The organism is Dechloromonas sp. TW-R-39-2 (genome assembly GCF_016864195.1).
Classification (GTDB): domain Bacteria; phylum Pseudomonadota; class Gammaproteobacteria; order Burkholderiales; family Rhodocyclaceae; genus Azonexus.
This window is the reverse complement of record NZ_CP045202.1, coordinates 1,534,108-1,551,143: the sequence shown is the minus strand read 5'-3', so window position 1 is coordinate 1,551,143 and position 17,036 is coordinate 1,534,108. Positions and strand designations below refer to the sequence as shown.

Genomic DNA, 17,036 nt, shown 5'->3' with positions numbered 1-17,036 from the left:
GGAGCAGTCATGTCCAGATTTTTCATCAACCGACCCATTTTTGCTTCGGTCATCTCGATCATCATCGTGATTGCCGGCCTGGTTGCTTCGCAGGTATTGCCGATTGCGCAGTATCCGCAAATCGCGCCGCCCACCGTCCTGATCACCGCCACCTACCCGGGTGCCTCGGCCGAAACGCTGGCCCGCACCGTCGCTGCCCCGATTGAAGAGCAGCTCAACGGGGTCGAGAACCTGAGTTACTTCACCTCGTCGGCTGCGGCAAACGGTGTCGTGACGATCACGGCAACCTTCGATGTCGGGACCAATGTCGACATTGCCTCGGTCAACGTCAATAACCGGGTCAAAGCGGCCGAGCCGCGTCTGCCGGAAGAAGTCCGCCGCAACGGGGTGATTGTCCAGAAGCGTTCGAACGACATTCTCCAGGTGGTTGCACTGGAGTCGGACAAGGGCAAATACAACACCCTCTTCCTGTCCAATTACGCCAGCCTGAACATCGTCGATGAACTGAAGCGGGTCAAGGGCGTCGGTGACGTCACGATTTTCGGCGCCCAGGATTACTCGATGCGTGTCTGGCTGAAGCCGGACCGCATGGCGCAACTGGGTTTGACGACCAGCGACGTGTCGACCGCGATCAAGGCGCAGAATGCCCAGAATGCGGCTGGCAAGATCGGCCAGGAACCGGCGCCGGGCGACCAGATGCTGGTCTATACCGTGACCGCCAAGGGCCGCCTGCTGACACCGGAAGAGTTCGGCAATATCGTCATTCGTGCCAGCGGCCCGAGCGGCGTGCTGCGCTTGAAGGATATCGCCAATATCGAACTCGGTGCCTACAGCTACGACCAGCAGGTCACGCTTGACGGCCAGCCGACCATCGCCATGGGTGTTTTCCTGCAGACCGGCGCCAATGCGCTGGAAGTGGCCGAAAAGGTCACCAAGCGGATGGACGAACTGAAGAAGAAATTCCCGGAAGGCATGGGTTATGTCATTCCGTTCGACACGACACGCTTCGTCTCGGCCTCGATCAACGAAGTGGTCAAGACGCTGATCGAAGCCATGGTGCTCGTTCTCGCCGTGGTCTACATCTTCCTGCAAAGCTGGCGCGCCACGCTGATTCCGATGGTTGCCGTGCCGATTTCGCTGATCGGCACCTTCGCCGGCCTGTGGCTGTTCGGTTTCTCGATTAATACGCTGACCTTGTTCGCGATGGTTCTGGCGATCGGTATCGTGGTCGATGATGCGATCGTCGTGCTTGAAAACGTCGAACGCCTGATGGCCGAAGAAAAGCTGCCTCCCCGGGAAGCGGCGATTCGGGCCATGCAGGAAGTTTCCGGCGCACTGGTCGCCATCGTGCTGGTGCTCTGCGCGGTGTTCATCCCGGTCGCCTTCCTCGGCGGCATCGCCGGCCAGCTGTACAAGCAGTTTGCCGTAACCGTGGCCGTTGCCGTGGTGCTTTCCGGTGTCGTCGCACTGACCCTGACGCCGGCGCTGTGCGCCCTGCTGCTCAAGGCCCAGCACACGGAAAACAAGCTGTTCGCTCCCTTCAACCGGGCCTTCGAGCGTTTCACCGAAAGCTATACCAAAACGGTCGGCCTGACGCTGCGCCACGGCATCATCGGCACGCTGATTTTTGCCCTGGTAATCGGGTCGACCGCGCTGTTCTTCCGCATCATTCCGGGCAGCTTCGTTCCCTCGGAAGATCAGGGCTACCTGATTTCTGCACTGATGCTGCCGGACGGTGCAACCTTGAAGCGCACCCAGAAAATGGGTGAGAACATGCGTCAGATGGTGGCCAGCGATCCGGCCGTCAAGCACACCTTCGTCGTTTCGGGCTTCGACCTGATCGGCGGCGGCAACAAGCCGAATGCCGGCACCATGTTCATTCCGCTCAAGGACTGGAGCGACCGTGAAGCCAAGGCGCAGGATCTGGCCGGCAAGTTCATGGGCATGGGTATGATGCAGTCGGATGGCATGGGTCTGGTCTTCAATCCGCCCCCGATCATGGGCCTGGGTACTGCAGGTGGTTTCGAGGTCTATGTCCAGAATCGTGTCGATGGCGATGCAGCCAAGCTGAACGAAGTCACGCAGGCCTTCATGGCCGCCTTGCAGACGCACCCCGAGTTCACCCGGGTCAGCACCTTCTTCCGCCCGACGGTGCCACAGCTTTTCGTCGAAGTGGACGAACCCAAGGCACTGGCGCTCGGCATTCCGCTGGCCAGCATCTATGAAACCCTGCAGAGCACGATGGGTGCCCTCTACGTCAATGACTTCAACAAGGCCGGTCGCGTCTATCGCGTTCAGCTCCAGGCGGAACAGAATTACCGCATGAAGCCGGACGATCTGGGCAAGGTCTATGTGCGCAGCACGACAAGCAATGCGATGATTCCGCTGTCCGTCGTCAGCAAGATCAAGAACGTCGTCGGCCCGGAACAGGTCGAGCGCTTCAACGGTTTTGTTGCGGCCAAGGTGATGGGCGACAGCAAGCCGGGCGTCAGCTCGGGCGATGCGATCCGTATTGTCGAAGAAGTTGCCGCCGAAGCACTGCCCAGCGGTTATGAAATCGCCTGGACCGGCCAGGCCTTCCAGGAAAAGCGCAGTTCCGGCTCTTCGCTGCAGGCCTTCGGCTTCGCCATCATCATGGTCTTCCTGATTCTGGCCGCCCAGTACGAAAAATGGTCGCTGCCGATCGCCGTCGTGATGGCCGTGCCGTTCGCCTTGATGGGCGCCCTGACCGCAATCTGGCTACGCGGCATGCCGAACGACATCTACTTCCAGATCGGTCTGGTCGTGCTGATTGGCCTGGCCTCGAAAAACGCCATCCTGATCGTCGAGTTCGCTGCCCAGAAATACGCTGAAGGCATGAGCGCGGCAGAAGCCGCACTCGAAGCGGCCCGTCTGCGTCTGCGTCCGATCATCATGACCTCGCTGGCCTTCGTGCTCGGCGTATTCCCTTTGGTCAAGGCCAGTGGTGCTGGCGCCTCGGCCCGTCAATCGATGGGGACCGGTGTTTTCGGCGGGATGCTCGCAGCCACATTCATCGCTACCATTTTCGTCCCCCTCTTCTTCAAGTGGCTGGAACGCGGCAAGCAGATGTCGCCCTCCCACCTGACCGAAGAACCGAACGTCGCCAAGGAAGAACAGGCATGAAATTGATTTCCACTCCCCTCGCCTTGGCCATCAGCCTGGCACTGAGCGGTTGCGCCATCGGCCCGGACTACCTGCGCCCGAGCAGCCTGCTGCCTTCTGTTTTCAGCAAAGCCTCGCCGGAACCGGTCAGCCTGCCGGAGTCGACCATCGTTGATACCGCCTGGTGGCAGCGTTTCGGTGACAGCACCTTGAACAGTCTGGTTGAACAGTCGCTCGAACAAAACGCCAATGTACGCACGGCCGTCGCCCGCCTGGAACAGGCCGAAGCGGCCGCTCGCGAAGCCGGCGCGGCATTCCTGCCGGAAATCGATGGGCAAGCCAGCGGCAGCAACAACAAACTGAGTACCAAAACAGCCACCTGGTCGGCCAATTCACCCAAAATCGTGCATTCGCGGGGTGCCTCACTGACGACATCCTACGAGTTGGATGTCTGGGGCCGTGTCCGGCGCAGCAATGAGGCGGCGCGAGCCAGCCTGCTGGCCAGCCGCTATTCGCGCGATTCCATCCGGTTGACCGTGGCAGGCCAGGTGAGCAGCAATTACCTCGCGCTGCGCGCCGCCGATGCTGAAATTGCCATCACCACCGCCTCGCTGGAAAGCCGCCAGGAAAGCCTCAAGCTGGTCAAGACGCGGGTCGATGCCGGCCTGGTTTCGCCACTCGACCAATATCAGGCTGAGGGTGCGCTCTCGGCGATGCAGGCGCAGATCGCCGACCTGCGTCGTCAGCGTGCCTTGTTTGCCCATCAACTGGCCTTGCTGAGCGGTAATCCCGAACTGGAAATCCCTGCCGGCGACCTGCGCCAGTTGCCGATGCCGCCGATTCCGCCGGAAGGTTTGCCTTCGGCACTGGTCGAAGGCCGACCGGATGTCCGTCAGGCAGAAGAAAACCTGATCGCCGCCAATGCCGGCATCGGTATTGCAAAAGCCGGTTACTTCCCCCGGTTTTCGCTGACCGGCAGCCTGGGCAGCGAAAGCAAGAGCCTGTCCGACCTGTTCGGTGCTGGTGCCGGCACCTGGTCGCTCGGACTTGGCCTGCTCATGCCGGTAATCGACTTTGGCCGCACCTCTGCCCGCGTCGACCAGGCGGCAGCAATCAACAAGCAGTCCCTGATCAGCTATCAGAACACCTTGCAGACTGCATTCAAGGAAGTCCGCGATGCACTGGTCAGCCTGCGTGAAAATGCCGACAGCGACAACGCTCAGACCCGTCGTGTCGAAAGTACGGGAAAGGCACTGGATCTGGCCCAGAGACGCTATGCCGCGGGTTACTCCGGCTATCTGGAAGTACTCGATGCGCAGCGCAGCAACAACGATGCCCAACTGGCCATGATCGCTACCCGTCAGGCTCGCCTGGCGTCTGCCGTTGATCTGTTCAAGGCCATCGGTGGCGGCTGGAAGGATGACGCGGCAAACAGTCGCTGAATCCGGACACCCGGTCGATTCGCCGCCTGTTTCGCGGTCGACCGGGCCAATCGGCCCAAAACCGGGGCGCTTTCAATTCACCCGAAAAGGCAAGAACTCGGAATTGATCCGGTCATAGACGCCATTCCGCTTGATCTTGTCGATCGCCTCGTCGAGCGGCCCTTTCAGGTCAGCCCGGCGCAGATTGATGCCATAGCAGGCCAGACCATCCAGCTCGGCCACCTGCATCACCCTGGGCGTCAGCCCAAGCTTCAGAAAACGCGGATCCTTTTGCAGGTTGAGGAGGGTCATCAAGGGCGCAATGACGGCCTGCGCAACACCAGCCCCCAGCTGATCAACCATCTGGATATCGGTATGCGCCCCAACCACGTCCCAGCCCCGCATCCGGGCATAATTTTCCTGCGCCGACCCCTTGAAGGCGGCAACCCGCATTCCGGGCTGGCCGGGTTCGGCTCCGGCACGTGCCAGCCAGACAGTCACCGAGCGATAGACCGGTTTGGTAAAAGCGATTTTTTGACGGCGCTCCGGCGTGTTGAGCAAACCGACTGCCGCAATATCGAAATGCCCGGCGGCGAGATCATCCACCAGGTAATCGAGCCGGGTCACGATCAATTCGCAGCGCACACTCAATTCGGCGCACAGCGCCTGCGCAATTTTGATACTGAAGCCGGTTAGCTGGCCGTTAGCATCGCGATAAGCCAATGGCGGCGCATCCTCCAGCACGCCAATCCGCAGCGCAGATACGACCTCAGCCCTAGCTGCCGACAATGAGAGCAGCGGCAGCAAAGAAATCAGAAAGAAGCGGACAAACCGACCGGGAGTCATCTATCGCTAAGGTCATAGGGGGATGGGCCGAGTATATCCCGGATATTTCCTGCCGCCTATCGCGATTCAAAATTCGAAAAGATGCCGACAGGAACAGTATCAATTAGCCCGACGCAGCCCCAGCACTTCGTTCATCACCAATGCGCCCAGCACCAGTGAGCCACCGAGCAGAACAGGGTTTGAAGGCTGCTCGCCCGCCCCCAGCCAAGCCCAGGCTACGCCAAAGATGACTTCGAGGAGCGCCAGCAAGGCAATTTCCGGCGCCGGTAACTGGCGACTAAGGCGAACCATCAGCAGGCAGGGAATGGCCAGCTGAAAGACACCCAGCAGAGCCAACCAACCCAGATCGTGCACGGTGGTATCGAGCGGCCAGGCCACCGGCAAGGTTGCCGCGGCTGAGAGCAAGGCCCCGATAAAAACAGCAGGCAACATATCCGGCGCCCCGGCACCCCGGCGACTGACGCGTTGCAAAAGCGTCAGGTTGACCGAGCCGGCCAGCGGCACAATTGCCGCAACCAGAACCCCGCCTTGAGAAACGCCACTGACGGCTTGTCCGCCAAACATCCAGACGATTCCCAGAGCCGCAATAAAGATTGCGGACCAGGTACGCATGGGCAACGCCTGCTTGAGGAAGAGACGCGAGAAAATGGCAGTGACCATCGGGCCCAGCGCCATGGTCAGCAAGACATTGGCGACCGTAGTCAAGGTCAGGGCCAGCATGAATGCCGTAAACATCAAGGCCCAGCAGACGCCCGACATCCAGACAACGGGATTGGCCCGCAGCAACTCGCGCCAGACCACCGGACCGCGCATTGCACTCAAGGCGACGATCAATGCCAGGGCATTGAAAATACTGCGCCAGAAAGTGACCTCAAACCCGTGGGCCGACTGGAGCTGCCGGGTAACCACGCCCGCAATACTCCATAACAAGGTGACCAGCACCATCAGCGCCACCGCGCGGCGATGTGTCATCCGGCAGAGCCTGGCCAGCAGGCGATCATGGGCGGCGACGCCGTGCCTCATAGAGACATACGCCGGCAGCAACCGAAACATTCAGGCTCTCGACACTGCCGTGCATCGGAATACTGACTAGCTGATCACAATTCTCACGTGTCAGACGGCGCATGCCCTCGCCTTCGGCGCCGAGCACCCAGGCCGTCGCAACAGGCCAGTCGGCCGCATAAAGATCGCTCGGTGCCTCGCCGGCTGTTCCGAGAACCCAGATATCGCGCTCCTTGAGTTCCCGCAGCGTCCGGGCCAGATTGGTCACCATCACGTAGGGCACGCTCTCTGCCGCACCACAGGCGGTCTTTGCCGCAACATCGGTCAGGCCGACGGCCCGGTCTTTCGGTGCGATCACGGCGTGGACGCCGGCAGCATCCGCGACACGAAGACAGGCGCCGAGATTGCGCGGATCGGTAATGCCATCGAGAACCAGAAGAAATGCCGGCTCCTCCAGGGTATCCAGCACATCGTCGAGATGAGCCACTTTTCGACTGCCTTCAACCCGTGCAATCACCCCCTGGTGCTTTGCCCCCGGCGCCATGCCGTCAAGCCGCTTGCCATCACTGCCGATAATCTTGATGCCTTGCAATTCGGCATGCTGCAACAAATCACGCACCCGCGCATCCTGCCGGGAAGCATCAATAATGATTTCCTTGAGCGATTCAGGATCATGGCGCAACTTGGCGGTTACGGCATGAAAGCCGTAAATCAGGCGGGAAGACATGGAAACTTTCGAGGTAATGGAAGGCTGATTTTAACGCCTGGCACTCGATTCAGTGCCGCGGATTGAATCGTCGGGCTACTTCTGGCGAAGGACGGAGTCCTCGCGTTCAACCCAGCGAGCCAGAATATTGTCGTGCAGGGCCATATGATTATTCAGCCACTGCTCAAGCAGAACATCAAGCTGACGAATACGCCCCACCGTGTTGAGGGGATCGAGCGCAGCAACGATCTCAAGCACTTTTCCGGAAATTGCGGCGTGGTCTTCCATGTGGGCTTCGCAAATTTCGCGGTCGACGACCAGCAACAGGGAATCCCGCATGATTTGCGTTTCAACCTTGAAGTGATCGAGCACGAAGGCCAGCAAATCCCCCAGCATGCTGACCAATTGATCTTCACACTTGACCCGCGCTCCGCCACCGCACCCGGCGCATGACCGGAAATTCCGGTGATCGATGCAAATTCGACGCAGGCCCTCGACGCAAGCCAGCAAGTGCGCGTGACCGGCATCAAGGAGCGGGTGCCCGGTTTTCAGGTCAGCCGGCAGCGCCTGACTTGACAAAAAAAATGGCAAATCGGCGCAGTCAGCACTGACCCCTGACTCTGCTTTCGCAAGAATCCGAGTCAATTGAATTTCCGCCATGCTGGACACCCATATCTCAGAATCTTTCTATTTTATCGTTTACCCCTAAAAAAAGAGACTTTTCCTACAGTTATCACAACTTTTTACGTTAACCTGAACAGGCGATCAACAACGAGAAGACGCTTGATCAAGGAACACCAACGACGCTGGGGCGTGGATCAATGGGCCGCTTATCTGAGTGGGCACCCGTTGCCTTGCATGCCCAGATCGAAGATCCAGTTACTGGAACTCGAATCCAGCCAAGGCGAAAAGCTTTCGCCACTCGAACTGGCTGACATCGCCGCAGCCGATCCTTTTCTGTGCCTGCGCCTGCTGCGAGAAGCCGAAGGACGACGCGTCCAGCGTCTTGCCCACGAAACAACAACCCCTCTTGCCGCCGTAATGCAGCTCGGCTCGGATACCTTCCGAAAATTATTGATGGCCTGCCCGGAAACCAATGAAGCTAATCCAGGCCTGGCCGAATGCGAAGCACGCTCGCACCTTGCCAGTCGCCTGGCCTTGCGCTGGGGGGGGGCCAGAGCAGATATATCGCCAGATGAAATAGCCATGGCAGCCCTGCTGGCGGAAATAGGTGAACTGCTGCTTTGGTCGTTTGCGCCGGAACTGCCGATGGCAGCTCAGGCCGCACTCCGCTCAGGCCACTCGCCTCGCTCGGTTCAAGCGCAGGTCGACAGCTGCGGCTTTCGCTTCAAGGATCTGACGCTGAAATGTGCTGCCATCTGGAACCTGCCATCACTGCTCCCCCAGCTGATTCGAGGCATTGAAAGCCCCCGGGCCAATCTTGCACGAATCAGCATCGACGCCGCTCGCCATCTTTCAACGGAAGGCCCGGACAGCCCAGCCTTGCCGGCAGACATTGCCGAAGCCAAGCATGTCATCCCAAGCGCTTCACTGGAGTGGCTGACAGAACAGCTCCCGGGACTGGACAGCGAACAGGTGTCGCGTATTGCATTCAAGGCGTCGGATCTGATCGACCCGACGCATCTTTGACCCGCTTGCTACGGTCAACGCCGCTTGGCTGCCTTTTTTGATGCCGGCTTGGCAACGGCCTTGCCTGAGCGTTTGGGTGCCGCCTTGCCTGTTGATTTTGCTTTCGGCAAGGCCTTGGCCGGACGTTTTACCGGCGTCTCTGCCTGCACCTTGCGTACCGGCTTGACAGAGGCCTTGAGCGGCGCCCGGGCGCTGACTTTCTGCCCTCCTCTGGCCACAGACTTGTGCCCGTTGGCAGGTTGCCCCTCACGAATCAGGACAAAATCGATCTTGTTCGTTTCAAGATCAGCCCTGACCAGCTTGACCTTGACCCGGTCGCCAAGCCGGAAGCGCTCACCGGTTCGCTCACCGAGCATTTGATGCTTGATGTTGTCGAACTGGAAATAGTCCTGGCCCAACTCTGAAACATGGACCAGCCCCTCGACATACACTGCATCGAGCGCGACAAAAATACCAAAGGCGGTGACGGCCGAAATTGTCCCGTCGAACACCTCTCCGACACGCTCCTTCATGTAGAAGCATTTCAGCCAGTTCTCGACATCACGGGTTGCTTCATCAGCCCGCCGTTCGGTACCGGAACAATGCAGGCCGATATCCTCCCAGCTTTCATCCGGCACGTACTTTTCCTTGGCCAGCACCGCCTTGATCGCCCGATGCACCAGCAAATCCGGATAGCGCCGGATCGGTGAAGTGAAGTGGGTATAGTGCTCGTAAGCCAGACCAAAATGACCAACGTTGTCCGGGCTGTACATTGCCTGCCGCAACGAACGCAACATAACCGTTTGCAGCAGATGGAAATCCGGGCGCTGTTTCACTTTTTCAAGCAAAACAGCGTAGTCCTTGGCACGCGGATCGTCGCCCCCGCCCAGTGCCATACCAAACTCACCCAGGAAGGCACGCAGGTTCTTGAGCTTTTCATCGCCCGGTGCTTCGTGAATTCGGTACAGGCAAACCTGTTTGTTCGTGGCCAAAAAGTCTGAAGCACAGACATTGGCTGCCAACATGCACTCTTCGATGATGCGATGTGCGTCATTACGGACAACCGGCACGATATTCTCGATCTTGCCCTGCTGATTGAACAGCATCTGCGTTTCGGTCGTTTCGAAATCGATGGCTCCGCGCAAACCACGCGCCTTGTGCAAGGCGGCATAAAGCTTGTACAGATTTTTCACCTGCGGCTGAATGGCGATGTGAACCTCGCTCTCCGGCACCACGTCACCTGACAACCATGACCAGACCTGGTTATAGGTCAGCCGGGCATGCGAACGGAAGACTGCCGGGTAAAAACGATACTCGCCTATTTTCCCGGCTGCGCTGATATCCATGTCGCAAACCATGGCCATCCGTTCAACATCGGGATTCAGCGAGCAAATGCCGTTCGACAGCTTTTCCGGCAGCATGGGAATGACGCGACGCGGAAAATAAACGGAATTGCCCCGCTCCCTGGCCTCCTTGTCGAGCGCCATGCCTGGCCTGACGTAATGGGAGACATCGGCAATCGCTACAACCAGACGCCAGCCACGGCCTTTCTTTTCGCAGAATACGGCATCATCGAAATCGCGCGCCGTTTCACCATCGATGGTCACCAGCGGCAATTCGCGCAGATCTTCACGCCCCTTGATATCCGTTTTCTTGACTTTGTCAGGCAAGGCCTTGTTTTCCGCCAGCACAGCCTTGGAAAACTCAAACGGCAGATCATGCTTGCGCAAGGCAATCTCGATCTCCATGCCCGGATCGGCGTAATTGCCCAGGACTTCGATGATGCGACCAATCGGCTGCGAGAATTTGCTCGGCTGCTCAATAATCTCAACCATCACCACCTGGCCTGACTCAGCCTTGATTTTTCCCTTCTTTTCAGGCGGCACCAGAATATCCTGGGCAATCCTCTTGTTCTCGGGGATGACAACAACTACGCCATGCTCAATCAGGACGCGACCGACAACGCGCGAATTGGCTCGTTCAGTCACCTCGACAATCGAGCCTTCCGGACGACCGCGCCGGTCCAGGCCGGTAACCCGAACCAGGGCACGATCCCCGTGGAGAACTTTGCCCATCTGGTGCTGATCGAGAAAGATATCGGCACCTCCATCATCCGGCACCAGAAAACCATAACCATCCTGATGCCCCTGAATTTTCCCCGGGGTCAAACTCGCCCGTTCAGGCAGGATGTAATCACCTTTGCGATTGCGTAAAAGCTGCCCTTCACGTTCCATAGCCCCCAGGCGCCGCAGAAACATTTCGCGCTCACTCGGTGCAATATCCAGCAACTCAACCAGATCGTCGAACAACAAAGGGCGCCCCGCATCAGTCATCACTTGAGTGACGTACTCCCGGGATGGCAACGGAAAATCATAGCGTGCCGATTCACGCTCAAAAAACGGGTCTGACTTACGAATCTTTGAAAGTTTTTTTCTTGACATCAACTACTGTTCCTTTATAATTTCGGCTCTTCGCACCTGCCCAGGTGGCGGAATTGGTAGACGCACTAGTTTCAGGTACTAGCGGGTAACTCCGTGGGGGTTCGAGTCCCTTTCTGGGCACCAGTAATATTGATTGAAGGCCTTGTTCAAACAAGGCCTTTTTTCATTTCTGCTCAGGTTTCGTGGCACGGGAAAGATTGTCTCACACTCCTCCAGTCTCTCACGACAAAAGAAAAGTTTTTGCCTGGAATAGTCGACCACCGCACAAGCAGGACTTGCCCACTCTGAAAATCCATGTATAATTGCGGTCTTCACACCTGCCCAGGTGGCGGAATTGGTAGACGCACTAGTTTCAGGTACTAGCGGGTAACTCCGTGGGGGTTCGAGTCCCTTTCTGGGCACCAGTAATATTGATTGAAGGCCTTGTTCAAACAAGGCCTTTTTTCATTTCTGACCACACTGACAGCAGCCTCACTAATATCCGAAACGCTGCGCCCGAGTAACAATTACTCACACTTGCTTACGCAACAGCGGTCATCGAACTCTTTCGTGCAGCGTTAATTGGCTATCGCAACCGATATTGCAGCCAATCATGAAAAAGACCATCGCCATTAGCCTTGCCTTCAGCCTCGCACTTGGCAGCGTCACCACTGCCCATGCCGACCGGGGCCGACACGAACGCGATTACCGCCACGATCGCCATGACTACTATGGCCACCGCCATCAGGAGCATCGCAGAGGACCCGGCTGGGCCGGTCCGGCAGCCCTGCTGGCAATCACAGGACTGGCCATTGGAGCAGCAGCTTACAGTCAAGCCAACGCGGCACCGGTCTACGCCGCGCCGGCATACACCCCGCCACCGCGCCCGGCTCAGATTCAGCCGGAGACAGGCAGCTGGTATTACTGCGGCTCATCCGGCCAGTATTATCCGTATGTCCGCTACTGCCCGGAAGGATGGCAAGCCGTCATGCCTCCGCGCTAAAAAAAACGGGCCCATCGGGCCCGTTGACCGCAGCACTGACAAAATCAGTTAAACGGATGCTGCTTCAGAATCGTTTCATCACGCTCCGGGCCGGTTGAAACGATCGCAATGGGTACCTGGCAAAGCTGCTCAAGACGATTCAGATAATTCTGCGCATTGAGCGGCAAATCTTCCCAGCGCTTGACGCCAAATGTCGTGTCGCTCCAACCCGGCATGGTTTCGTAAATAGGCTCGCAACGGGCAACCTCATCAGCACCAATCGGCAAAAGGTCGATCACCTTGCCGTCGAGCTTGTAGCCGGTACAAATGTTGAGTTCCTTCATACCGTCCAGCACATCGAGCTTGGTGATGCACAGACCAGTAAGGCCGTTGATTCGTCCTGAACGACGCAAAGCTGCCGCATCGAACCAGCCACAACGGCGTTTGCGCCCGGTCACGGTGCCAAATTCACGACCAACCTGAGACATCTGGTAACCCGGGACGCCTTCGGTTTCAATATCAAGCTCACTTGGGAAGGGGCCGCCACCGACACGCGTGCAGTAAGCCTTGGTAATACCCAGAACGTAATGGAGCATGCCCGGACCGACACCGGAGCCCGCAGATGCCTGACCTGCAACACAGTTCGATGAAGTAACGAACGGATAGGTGCCGTGATCGATATCCAGCAGCGTACCCTGCGCGCCTTCGAACAACATGTTCTGACCGGCTTGATTCGCTTCATACAGTGCAGCAGAAACATCAGCCACCATCGGCTTGATCTGCTCGGCATCAGCCAGAGCCTGCTCAAGCACAGCCTGATAATCAACGGCTGGCGCCTTGAAATACTGGGTCAATACGAAATTGTGATACTCCAGGACTTCCTTGAGCTTCTCGGCAAAACGCTCTGGATTGAACAGGTCGTAAACACGCAGGCCACGACGCGAAACCTTGTCTTCATAAGTCGGCCCAATCCCCTTGCCGGTCGTGCCGATCTTCTTGTCTTCAGACTTGGCACATTCGCGCGCCTTGTCGATGGCTGAATGGTACGGAAGGATAACGGGGCATCCCGGGCTGATTTTCAGGCGCGAACGAACGTCGATACCACCTTTTTCCAACTCGGCAATTTCGGATAGCAGGTGGTGAATATCAAGCACGACACCATTACCGATATAGCACTGCACCCCATCACGGACAATACCGGAGGGCACCAGATTCAGTTTGTAAACCTGCTCGCCAACGACCAGCGTATGACCGGCATTATGTCCGCCCTGAAAGCGAACCACGCCCTGCGCATGATCCGTCAACCAGTCGACGATCTTGCCCTTACCCTCGTCGCCCCACTGGGTTCCCACCACGATGACATTCTTGGCCATTTTTATTAATCCTCTTGTATTGCTTCAATAATCCATTGCCCACCGACCTGGGCGAGTTTTCTGTCACAGAGCGGGCCTTCGCAGGCAGACTCACCCGGCAGCAACTCGACAACAATTTCGTCTTGTGCACGCAAGGCTGCAATGTGAGCAGCCAGTACCTTGTCATGCGCCGCATAACTAGCCAGAATTGCCCCTTTGGATCCGTTTGGCGCGACGAGACGCGCAACCTCACGCAAATCCATCGAAAACCCGGTTGCCGGACGTGCTCGCCCAAAAGTTTGACCCGCGCCATCATAACGACCACCCAGAGCAATGGCAGCCGGATAACCGGGGCAATAAGCAGCAAAGACCACACCATTATGGTAGTGATAGCCACGCAAATCCGAGAGATCAATCGAGAACGGCAGCTCGGGTGCAGCCTCAAGAAGATACTGCAAACCATCAAGCGCAGCAGTAATTTCAGGCAATGCAGGCAGCTCTGCACGAGCACGAGCCAATGTTTCAGCGCCACCATAAAGCATAGGCAAAAGCTGCAGCGCTTCACGATAAGGGACCGGCACTTCGGCGCACGCCTCGATCAAGCCGGGGACATCCTTTGATTGAAGCAGGCTAAGGACATTCTCCTCGGCCTCACGCGGCAATCCCGCAGCTTCAGCCAGCGCACGGAAAATACCGACATGCCCCAGATCAATCCGGCTGATCGACAAACTGATGCGATCAAACCCTGTCGCCATGAGACGGATGATATCGAGATCAGCCTCGATACCGGCATAGCCATACAATTCAGCGCCGATCTGCAGCGGCTCACGCCCCGCAGAAATACTTGCGGGCAAAGTATGCAGAACGCTACCGCAATAGCTCAGGCGGGTGACGCCTTCGTGGTTAAGCAGATGCGCATCAATTCGAGCAGCCTGCGGCGTAATGTCGGCGCGCACACCCATCGTCCGTCCGGACAACTGATCAACCAGCTTGAATGTTCGCAAGTTCAGATCCTGGCCTGCGCCAGTCAATAGCGAATCAAGATACTCAAGCATCGGTGGCATGACGTACTCAAAACCGTGAGTACGGAAATGATCGAGTACGCTGCGACGAAGGGATTCAATACGAGCAGCTTCAGCCGGCAAGGCGTCGGCAAGGTATTCAGGTAACAACCAGTTCATGCAAAGACCATGAGCAGGACAAGACCGACAATCATCGACGTGAGGCCGACAAAACGGACTTGTCCATCCGAGAATTGAATAAGGCGGCGAAAGGTTTCACGCCAAGCCGCCGGGGCGATAAAAGGCATTATGCCTTCAAGCACCAACATCAGTGCGAAGGCCAACAGCAAGGTCGAGGTCATTTACCTTTGTCGTTCCCGCGGCCGATACTCTTCATGTACTTGAAGAAGTCGGAATTGGGCTCAACAACCATGACATCATTTTTACTCTTGAAGCTACCGCGGTAAGCCTCAAGACTGCGGTAAAACGCGTAAAACTCAGCATTCTGGCCAAAAGCCTGACCATAGATTGCCGTCGCCTTGGCATCGCCTTCACCCTTGATTTTCTGGGCGTCACGATAAGCGTCGGCAACGATGACTTCGCGCTGGCGATCCGCATCGGCACGAATTTTTTCTGCCTCAGCCGAACCTTCGGAACGCAGCTCGTTAGCCACGCGCTTGCGCTCGGCTTCCATCCGGCGATAAACCGCTTCGCTGACTTCGGTCGGCAGTTCAACGCGCTTCAGGCGGACATCAACAATCTGAACACCGATCTTGCGAGCATCGGCATCTGCTTTCTCGCGCATCTGGTCCATGATTCGCTCACGCTCACCGGAGATGACATCATGCACCGTGCGCTTACCGAATTCTTCACGCAAACCAGCGTTGACCGTCTGATTCAGACGCGTCTTGGCCCGCGACTCATCTCCGCCGACTGAAATGTAATAAAGCTTGGGATCGATGATCCGCCACTTGATGTAGGAGTCGACCAGGACGTTTTTCTTTTCGGAAGTAATGAAGCGCTCCGGCTCGTTGTTGTCCAGCGTGATGATCCGCTTTTCAAAGAACCGGACGTTCTGAATCAACGGAATCTTGAAACTCATGCCGGGCTCAGTGATGACCTGCTTGACCTCTCCCAACTGGAAAACAACGGCATACTGGCGTTGATCAACAGTAAAGACCGACATCGCCACCACGATAAATAGGGTGACAACAATCAAACCAAGAATATTGCTACGCGGGCTCATGGGCGGCTCTCCCGATCACGCGAACGCAACGGAGGTTCGCGTCGGGGTGGATTATTCAATGAATTATCCAATTGCGGCGGCGCCTCATTGGATAAAGGTGCGATTGTTTTGGCGCCAGACTGCTGGGTCGATGCAATTTCCGATGCGCCAGCTTGCGACTGGACAAGCGGCACAGTTGCCTGCATCAGCTTGTCGAGCGGCAAATAGAGCAGATTACCCTGCCCCTTGGCATCAACCATGACCTTGCTGGTATTCGAGTAGATCTGTTGCATCGTTTCCAGGTACATGCGCTGACGCGTCACTTCCGGTGCCTTGGCATATTCGGCCTGAACCTGCTTGAAGCGCGAGGCATCACCTTCCGCCGTTGCAATGACGCGCTGACGGTGACCATTGGCTTCTTCCATCAAGCGTGCAGCCGTTCCCTTGGCTTTCGGAATGACGTCATTGGCGTAGGCCTGGCCCTCGTTTTTCTGCCGCTCACGATCCTGACCTGCCTTGACGGCATCATCAAAAGCGGACTGAACCTGCTCCGGCGGCTGAGCATTCTGCATCGTGACCTTGGAAATCAGGATGCCGCTCTTGTAGCGATCGAGAATGTCCTGCATCAACTTGGCAGCCTGGGTCGCAATTTGCTCGCGGCCCTCGTAGAGCACGAAGTCCATCTTGCTCTTGCCGACGATTTCGCGCACGGCAGTTTCAGCCGCGCCCATGACAGCTTCATCGGGATGACGGTTGTTGAACAGGTATTCGACCGGATCTTTCAGGATGTACTGAACGGCAAACTGGATGTTCACGATGTTTTCATCATCCGTCAGCATCAGTGCTTCCTTCAGCACCTTGTTGCGTTCGCTGCCGCGATAGCCGATTTCAATCGTCCGTACGCCGGTCAGATTGACCAACTCATGTGACTGGATCGGATATGGAAGACGCCAGCGCAAGCCAGGCTCCGTCGCTTCCTTGTAGCTGCCGAACTGGAGCACGATACCGCGCTGCGAAGCATCGACAATGTAGAAACCGGAAGCCAGCCAGACAACGGCGACCAAACCGGCAATCAGGCTAAGCCCGCCGCCGAGAAATTTGGGGCTGAAGTCAAACTGCGGCATCCGCGGACCGTCACCACCGCCGCCATTGTTGTTGCCGCCCCCTTTTTTGCCAAACATATCGGAAAGCTTGCGGTTGAAATCACGCCACAAATCTTCAAGATCAGGCGGGCCATCATTTGGCCGGCGTGGACCGCCGGATTTGTCACCGTCATTACCGCCACGGTTACCCCACTGCGGGTCATTAAGCGACATGAAAATACCTAGG

At 57.4% G+C, this 17,036-nt stretch carries 14 protein-coding genes and 2 tRNA genes; 6 read left to right on the top strand and 10 right to left on the bottom strand.

The genetic code is table 11. The features are described from left to right. The first annotated feature begins 9 nt into the window (after positions 1 to 9). A complete protein-coding gene (locus tag GBK02_RS07375; RefSeq protein ID WP_203469082.1) occupies positions 10 to 3,144 on the top strand; it encodes an efflux RND transporter permease subunit in 3,135 nt (1,044 codons plus the stop codon). Continuing rightward, positions 3,141 to 4,565 carry an efflux transporter outer membrane subunit gene (locus tag GBK02_RS07370; protein ID WP_203469081.1) on the top strand — a complete coding sequence of 475 codons (1,425 nt, stop codon included), beginning with the start codon at positions 3,141 to 3,143 and terminating at the stop codon, positions 4,563 to 4,565. The genes GBK02_RS07375 and GBK02_RS07370 overlap by 4 nt, the downstream gene beginning before the upstream one ends. A 72-nt stretch (positions 4,566 to 4,637) precedes the next feature. On the opposite strand, the gene GBK02_RS07365 is transcribed toward GBK02_RS07370, so the two are convergent. The 4 genes from GBK02_RS07365 to GBK02_RS07350 all read right to left on the bottom strand — a co-directional run bounded on the left by GBK02_RS07365 (position 4,638) and on the right by GBK02_RS07350 (position 7,503). Next, complete coding sequence (locus GBK02_RS07365) at positions 4,638 to 5,390, bottom strand: ABC transporter substrate-binding protein (protein ID WP_203469080.1); 753 nt, start codon at positions 5,388 to 5,390, stop codon at positions 4,638 to 4,640. A 99-nt stretch (positions 5,391 to 5,489) separates the two neighbouring features. Beyond that, the gene (locus GBK02_RS07360) at positions 5,490 to 6,413 is read right to left on the bottom strand and encodes a DMT family transporter (protein ID WP_203469079.1); all 924 of its coding nucleotides are present in this window, start codon (positions 6,411 to 6,413) and stop codon (positions 5,490 to 5,492) included. Then, entirely contained in the window at positions 6,388 to 7,119 is a 732-nt protein-coding gene (gene rlmB / locus GBK02_RS07355) for a 23S rRNA (guanosine(2251)-2'-O)-methyltransferase RlmB (RefSeq protein WP_203469078.1), read from the bottom strand. Before rlmB ends, GBK02_RS07360 begins: the two co-directional genes overlap by 26 nt. 75 nt (positions 7,120 to 7,194) lie before the next feature. Beyond that, positions 7,195 to 7,503 carry a hypothetical protein gene (locus GBK02_RS07350; RefSeq protein WP_203469077.1) on the bottom strand — a complete coding sequence of 103 codons (309 nt, stop codon included), beginning with the start codon at positions 7,501 to 7,503 and terminating at the stop codon, positions 7,195 to 7,197. 453 nt (positions 7,504 to 7,956) lie between these two features. Here GBK02_RS07350 and GBK02_RS07345 point away from each other — a divergent pair, with 453 nt between their 5' ends. Then, the gene (locus tag GBK02_RS07345; RefSeq protein WP_203469076.1) at positions 7,957 to 8,748 is read left to right on the top strand and encodes an HDOD domain-containing protein; all 792 of its coding nucleotides are present in this window, start codon (positions 7,957 to 7,959) and stop codon (positions 8,746 to 8,748) included. Between the two features lie 14 nt (positions 8,749 to 8,762). Here GBK02_RS07345 and rnr read toward each other — a convergent pair whose 3' ends face one another. Continuing rightward, positions 8,763 to 11,168: a ribonuclease R gene (rnr, locus tag GBK02_RS07340; RefSeq protein ID WP_203469075.1), complete on the bottom strand. Its 2,406-nt coding sequence runs from the start codon at positions 11,166 to 11,168 to the stop codon at positions 8,763 to 8,765. 38 nt (positions 11,169 to 11,206) lie between these two features. Here rnr and GBK02_RS07335 point away from each other — a divergent pair. From GBK02_RS07335 to GBK02_RS07325, 3 genes are all read left to right on the top strand, one after another. Further along, a tRNA-Leu gene (locus tag GBK02_RS07335) sits at positions 11,207 to 11,291 on the top strand. Between the two features lie 196 nt (positions 11,292 to 11,487). After that, positions 11,488 to 11,572: transfer RNA gene (locus tag GBK02_RS07330), tRNA-Leu, on the top strand. Between the two features lie 188 nt (positions 11,573 to 11,760). Next, positions 11,761 to 12,150, top strand: coding sequence for a hypothetical protein (locus GBK02_RS07325; RefSeq protein WP_203469074.1), 390 nt, complete (start codon positions 11,761 to 11,763; stop codon positions 12,148 to 12,150). 44 nt (positions 12,151 to 12,194) lie between these two features. Here the strand turns inward: GBK02_RS07325 and GBK02_RS07320 are convergent, their stop codons facing one another. The 5 genes from GBK02_RS07320 to hflK are packed head-to-tail and all read right to left on the bottom strand — an operon-like array spanning position 12,195 to position 17,023. After that, on the bottom strand, positions 12,195 to 13,502 hold the full coding sequence (locus GBK02_RS07320; protein WP_203469073.1) for an adenylosuccinate synthase: 1,308 nt from the start codon (positions 13,500 to 13,502) through the stop codon (positions 12,195 to 12,197). Between the two features lie 5 nt (positions 13,503 to 13,507). After that, positions 13,508 to 14,662 (bottom strand): ATP phosphoribosyltransferase regulatory subunit, encoded by a 1,155-nt coding sequence (locus GBK02_RS07315; protein ID WP_203469072.1) that lies wholly within the window; start codon positions 14,660 to 14,662, stop codon positions 13,508 to 13,510. Then, positions 14,659 to 14,844, bottom strand: a complete 186-nt coding sequence (locus GBK02_RS07310; RefSeq protein WP_203469071.1) for a DUF2065 domain-containing protein — start codon at positions 14,842 to 14,844, stop codon at positions 14,659 to 14,661. Before GBK02_RS07310 ends, GBK02_RS07315 begins: the two co-directional genes overlap by 4 nt. Next, positions 14,841 to 15,728, bottom strand: a complete 888-nt coding sequence (hflC, locus tag GBK02_RS07305) for a protease modulator HflC (protein ID WP_203469070.1) — start codon at positions 15,726 to 15,728, stop codon at positions 14,841 to 14,843. The genes GBK02_RS07310 and hflC overlap by 4 nt, the downstream gene beginning before the upstream one ends. After that, on the bottom strand, positions 15,725 to 17,023 hold the full coding sequence (gene hflK, locus GBK02_RS07300) for an FtsH protease activity modulator HflK (protein ID WP_203469069.1): 1,299 nt from the start codon (positions 17,021 to 17,023) through the stop codon (positions 15,725 to 15,727). Before hflK ends, hflC begins: the two co-directional genes overlap by 4 nt. Between the last annotated feature and the right edge of the window lie 13 nt (positions 17,024 to 17,036).

Excerpts from the sequence above, each read along its gene's own strand:
- GBK02_RS07375 (WP_203469082.1), top strand. The coding sequence starts at position 10 with ATGTCCAGATTTTTCATCAACCGACCCATTTTTGCTTCGGTCATCTCG.
- GBK02_RS07370 (WP_203469081.1), top strand. The coding sequence starts at position 3,141 with ATGAAATTGATTTCCACTCCCCTCGCCTTGGCCATCAGCCTGGCACTG.
- GBK02_RS07365 (WP_203469080.1), bottom strand. The coding sequence starts at position 5,390 with ATGACTCCCGGTCGGTTTGTCCGCTTCTTTCTGATTTCTTTGCTGCCG.
- GBK02_RS07360 (WP_203469079.1), bottom strand. The coding sequence starts at position 6,413 with ATGAGGCACGGCGTCGCCGCCCATGATCGCCTGCTGGCCAGGCTCTGC.
- rlmB (WP_203469078.1), bottom strand. The coding sequence starts at position 7,119 with ATGTCTTCCCGCCTGATTTACGGCTTTCATGCCGTAACCGCCAAGTTG.
- GBK02_RS07345 (WP_203469076.1), top strand. The coding sequence starts at position 7,957 with ATGCCCAGATCGAAGATCCAGTTACTGGAACTCGAATCCAGCCAAGGC.
- rnr (WP_203469075.1), bottom strand. The coding sequence starts at position 11,168 with ATGTCAAGAAAAAAACTTTCAAAGATTCGTAAGTCAGACCCGTTTTTT.
- GBK02_RS07325 (WP_203469074.1), top strand. The coding sequence starts at position 11,761 with ATGAAAAAGACCATCGCCATTAGCCTTGCCTTCAGCCTCGCACTTGGC.
- GBK02_RS07320 (WP_203469073.1), bottom strand. The coding sequence starts at position 13,502 with ATGGCCAAGAATGTCATCGTGGTGGGAACCCAGTGGGGCGACGAGGGT.
- GBK02_RS07315 (WP_203469072.1), bottom strand. The coding sequence starts at position 14,662 with ATGAACTGGTTGTTACCTGAATACCTTGCCGACGCCTTGCCGGCTGAA.
- GBK02_RS07310 (WP_203469071.1), bottom strand. The coding sequence starts at position 14,844 with ATGACCTCGACCTTGCTGTTGGCCTTCGCACTGATGTTGGTGCTTGAA.
- hflC (WP_203469070.1), bottom strand. The coding sequence starts at position 15,728 with ATGAGCCCGCGTAGCAATATTCTTGGTTTGATTGTTGTCACCCTATTT.
- hflK (WP_203469069.1), bottom strand. The coding sequence starts at position 17,023 with ATGTCGCTTAATGACCCGCAGTGGGGTAACCGTGGCGGTAATGACGGT.